This window comes from Flavobacterium sp., from assembly GCF_003525665.1.
Taxonomy (GTDB): Bacteria; Bacteroidota; Bacteroidia; order Flavobacteriales; family Flavobacteriaceae; genus Flavobacterium.
This window is the reverse complement of sequence record NZ_DQDX01000218.1, coordinates 22,453-27,754: the sequence shown is the minus strand read 5'-3', so window position 1 is coordinate 27,754 and position 5,302 is coordinate 22,453. Positions and strand designations below refer to the sequence as shown.

The following is a 5,302-nucleotide window of genomic DNA, read 5'->3' as shown; positions in this document are numbered from 1 at the left end:
CAAAAACTGAAAACTGAAAACTGAAAACTGAAAACTATTTACTACTTTCGCAAATTGATTTTAGAAAACGATAAAATGAGCACAAAATTTACTGAATACAAAGGACTTGACTTACCAACAGTAGCGTCAGAAGTTCTAAAATTTTGGAAAGAAAAGAACATCTTTGAACAATCTGTAACTTCTCGTGAGGGAAACCAACCTTACGTGTTTTTTGAAGGTCCGCCATCTGCAAATGGTTTGCCTGGAATTCACCACGTAATGGCGCGTGCGATTAAAGATATTTTTTGTCGTTATAAAACTCAAAAAGGGTTCCAAGTAAAGCGTAAAGCTGGTTGGGATACTCACGGTTTGCCAGTAGAATTAGGTACTGAAAAAGAATTAGGAATCACCAAAGAAGACATCGGAAAAACCATTTCGGTAGAAGAATACAACGAAGCGTGTAAAAAAACCGTAATGCGTTACACTGATGTTTGGAACGATCTAACCGAAAAAATGGGTTATTGGGTTGATATGGAAGATCCGTATGTGACTTACAAATCCAAATATATGGAATCGGTTTGGTGGTTGCTTAAGCAAATTTACAACAAAGATTTACTATATAAAGGCTACACAATCCAACCGTATTCTCCAAAAGCAGGAACCGGATTATCATCTCACGAAGTAAACCAACCTGGAAGTTACAGAGATGTTACCGATACAACGGTCGTAGCACAATTTAAAACCAAAAACGAAACATTACCAAGCTTTTTACAAGGTTTTGGAGATATTCATATCTTGGCTTGGACGACAACGCCGTGGACATTGCCTTCAAATACAGCATTAACCGTTGGACCAAAAATCGATTATGTTTTGGTGGAAACTTTTAATCAATATACTTTCGAACCTGTAAAAGTTGTTTTGGCTAAAAACTTAGTCGGAAAACAATTCGGGAAAGGATTTTTTGCAAGCGAAGAAGCATCAGATTTTGAAAATTATAAAGCAAACGATAAAACTATTCCGTATAAAATTTTAACCGAATGTAAAGGTTTAGATTTAGTCGGAATTCGTTACGAGCAATTAATGCCATTAACGTTACCTTATCAAAATCCAGAAAACGCTTTCCGAGTAATTTCTGGTGATTTCGTAACGACAGAAGACGGAACTGGAATTGTGCACACAGCGCCAACATTTGGTGCAGATGATGCTAAGGTTGCTAAAGAAGCAACACCAGAAGTTCCGCCAATGTTGGTTCTTGACGAAAACGGAAATCCTGTTCCTTTAGTTGATTTACAAGGGAAATTCATTCAAGGTTTAGGAAATTATTCTGGAAAATACGTTAAAAACGAATATTACAACGATGGCGAAGCTCCGGAACGCTCTGCCGATGTTGAAATTGCTATCCAATTAAAAGAAGAAAATAAGGCTTTCAAAGTCGAAAAATACGTACACAGTTACCCGCATTGTTGGAGAACTGACAAACCAATTTTATATTATCCATTAGATTCTTGGTTTATCAAAGTAACCGAAATCAAAGACAGAATGTTCGATTTGAACGAAACCATCAACTGGAAACCAAAAGCAACTGGTGAAGGTCGTTTCGGAAATTGGTTGAAAAATGCCAACGATTGGAACTTATCGCGTTCAAGATATTGGGGAATTCCATTGCCAATTTGGAGAACCGAAGATGGAACAGAAGAAATGTTAATTGGTTCAGTAGAAGAATTGTATTCAGAAATTGAAAAATCAATTGCAGCTGGTTTCCAAAAAGAAAATCCGTTCAAAGGTTTTGTGGTTGGAAATATGAGCGAAGAAAACTACGATTTAGTCGATTTACACAAAAATGTAGTTGATAATATCGTTTTGGTTTCGCCATCAGGTAAATTGATGAAACGCGAAAGTGATTTGATTGACGTTTGGTTTGATTCAGGTGCGATGCCTTATGCGCAATGGCACTATCCATTTGAAAACAAAGATTTAATTGACGAAAATAAAGCGTTTCCTGCCGATTTTATCGCAGAAGGTGTTGACCAAACTCGTGGTTGGTTTTATACTTTACACGCCATCGGAACGTTAGTTTTTGATAAAATAGCTTATAAAAATGTAGTTTCAAATGGTTTAGTTCTAGACAAAAACGGACAAAAAATGTCGAAACGTCTAGGAAATGCTGTTGATCCATTCACGACTTTGGCTGAATATGGTCCGGATGCAACACGTTGGTACATGATTTCGAATGCAAATCCTTGGGATAACTTGAAGTTTGATATTGAAGGCGTTGCTGAGGTTCGTAGAAAATTCTTCGGAACTTTATACAACACGTATTCGTTCTTTAGTTTATACGCAAATATTGATAATTTTACCTACTCAGAAGCTGAAATTCCGTTAAATGAACGACCAGAAATCGATCGTTGGATTTTATCTGAATTGCATACTTTGATAAAAGTAGTTGATGAAGCTTACGCTGATTATGAACCAACAAAAGCAGCAAGAGCAATATCAGATTTTGTTCAGGAGAATTTAAGTAACTGGTACGTTCGTTTGTGTAGAAGAAGATTCTGGAAAGGCGAATACGGAACAGATAAAATTGCAGCCTACCAAACGCTTTATACGTGTTTGTTGACTGTTGCAAAATTAGGTGCGCCAATCGCTCCATTCTTCATGGACAAACTTTACAGAGATTTAACACAAGCAACACATTCAGAGGAATTTGAGTCAGTACATTTGGCGAAATTTCCAAATTCGGTTGAAAACTTTGTTGATAAATCGCTTGAGAGCAAAATGATGAAAGCACAGACGGTTTCGTCACTAGTTTTATCACTCCGTAAAAAGGAAATGATAAAAGTGCGTCAACCGTTGCAAAAGGTTATGATTCCTATACTTGACGAAAATCAACGTGCTGAAATCGAGGCAGTTTCTGACCTAATAAAAGCCGAAGTTAACGTTAAAGAAATCGAACTTTTAGACGATGCATCGGGTGTTTTAGTGAAGCAAATTAAGCCTAATTTTAAAGCACTTGGGCCACGATTTGGTAAAGATATGGGATTGATTTCTAGTGAGATACAAAAATTTTCGCAAGAACAAATTAGTGAAATTGACGCGAAAGGCGAGTTAACGCTTGTTATTTCAGGAAATAGCATAACTTTAACTTCTGAAGATGTAGAAATTTCATCGCAAGATATTCCGGGTTGGTTGGTTGCAAATGCTAACGGAATTACAGTAGCTTTAGACATCACCATTTCACCAGAATTGAAGCAAGAAGGAATTGCGAGAGAATTGGTAAACAGAATTCAAAACATCAGAAAAGATTCTGGATTTGAAGTTACCGATAAAATAAAGGTAGAATTGCAAAGAAGTGGCGAATTGGAAGAAGCAATTAACAATAACGAAGACTATATCAAGTCGGAAACGTTAACTGAGAACTTAATTTTTCAAGATAACGTAGATAATGGTATAGAAATTGAGTTTGACGATATAAAAACAAAAATATTAATCTCAAAATAGAAAACTATGGTAGATGAAAAAATGAGATACTCTGATGCTGATTTAGCAGAGTTCAAAGAAATTATCCTAAATAAAATTGAAAAAGCACAAATAGATTTAGAATTAATCAAAAGTGCTTATATGAACGATTTAAATAACGGAACCGACGATACGTCACCAACATTCAAAGCATTCGAAGAAGGAAGCGAGACAATGAGTAAAGAGGCGAATTCGCAATTGGCAATTCGTCAGGAGAAATTCATTCGCGACTTAAAAAATGCACTTTTCCGTGTAGAAAACAAAACCTACGGTATTTGTAAAGTAACAGGAAAGTTAATTGGAAAAGAAAGATTGAAAATCGTTCCTCATGCTACAATGAGTATTGAAGCTAAAAATTTACAACGATAATACTTCGTATATAAATAGAAAACCTCGCTAATTGGCGAGGTTTTTTGGTTTTAATTATATATATTTACCTACAAATTTATAAAAATGGTAAAGGAAGTTTTTAATTACTTTATGATGGCAAGCGTAATAATTGGATTTGTATTCATTATTACAACTTTGCAATCTAAAAGAGCTAAAGATAATTCTATTTTTTATTTGAATTTAGTAGTTCTATTTTTTACACTCAACAATCTCCAAATTGTATTAATTGACAACGTTTTCCAAGAAGCAAATTTCTTCATTAGAAACATGCTTCTGCCTTTTTATGCCTTAATTGTTCCAGCATTTTACACATTCGTATCCTATTATCTTAACGTTGAAAAGAAAATCACTTCTTTTGTCGCTTTTTCAACAATTCTATTTTTAGTAGAACTTATAAATAGAATCGTTTTTTTTAAATTATATTACGAAATAGACGATTGCTACATTGTGGCAAAGTATTCACAAATCGAAGAAATTTTTAATGCCTTATTTTCATTATTTCTTTTTGTGAAATCAATTCAATTACTGTTTTACAAAACAAAATTTTATTCTTACACAGCCAGTTATGATAACGTAAAATGGTTGAAGAAGTTTCTTTTTCTAGGAAGTGTAATTTTATTGACCTGGATTGGAGCAATAGTTTTTAATATTGATGAAGTATTAAATCCACAAATTTTCATTTATTATCCGTTGCGTTTAAGTAGTTCCTTATTGTTGTTTTGGTTGGGTTATCAAGGAGTTTTTAATTATTCATTAATGTACGAAAGAATTCAGTTGAGAGAAGCAATTTCTAATGAGCCAAATAACATAGATGAAGAATTAAAAACGAATAGTAAGTCAAGTAAATTTCTAATTATTAAAAATCATATTGAGAATAATAAGAATTATCTAAATCCTAATTATAGTTTAGAGTTATTAAGTAGCGAACTCAAAATGAGTGTTAGTTCACTCTCTAAAACTATAAATGACGAAAGTGGTTTTAGTTTTTCAGACTATATTAATTCATTAAGAGTTGAAAAAGCCAAACAACTTCTTACATCGGCCGATTTTAGTCAATATACTATTTTATCCATAGGTTTAGAATGTGGCTTTAATTCTAAATCATCTTTTTACCTAGCTTTTAAAAAGTTTACCAACACAACTCCAACCGATTATAGAAAGCAAAATAGTTGATATAAAACGTCCTATATTTTACAAATACGTCCTAAATTATTTAAAGTAGATAATTTAGGACGTTTGTTTTTTCAGTTAATTTACATTTGATTTGAATATAAAATTGAAAAAACAAGTAATCAATAGATATGAAAAAATTAACAGCATTAGTTATCTTAGTTTCATTCTTACTTCAAAGTTGTTTTAGTTATAAAACAATTGATAAAGAGTTAACCTCCAAAAAAATTGGAAAAATTCATAAAGT

General features: G+C 33.2%; 3 protein-coding genes. All 3 read left to right on the top strand.

Annotated elements, in window-relative coordinates; genetic code table 11:
• Window positions 1–75 precede the first annotated feature (75 nt).
• Window positions 76–3,477, top strand: coding sequence for an isoleucine--tRNA ligase (gene ileS / locus DIU01_RS15070; protein WP_290835890.1), 3,402 nt, complete (start codon window positions 76–78; stop codon window positions 3,475–3,477).
• Between the two features lie 6 nt (window positions 3,478–3,483).
• Entirely contained in the window at window positions 3,484–3,864 is a 381-nt protein-coding gene (locus tag DIU01_RS15065; protein ID WP_290835888.1) for a TraR/DksA C4-type zinc finger protein, read from the top strand.
• Window positions 3,865–3,948: 84 nt separating this feature from the next.
• Window positions 3,949–5,058: an AraC family transcriptional regulator gene (locus tag DIU01_RS15060; RefSeq protein WP_290835886.1), complete on the top strand. Its 1,110-nt coding sequence runs from the start codon at window positions 3,949–3,951 to the stop codon at window positions 5,056–5,058.
• The last annotated feature ends 244 nt before the right edge of the window (window positions 5,059–5,302 follow it).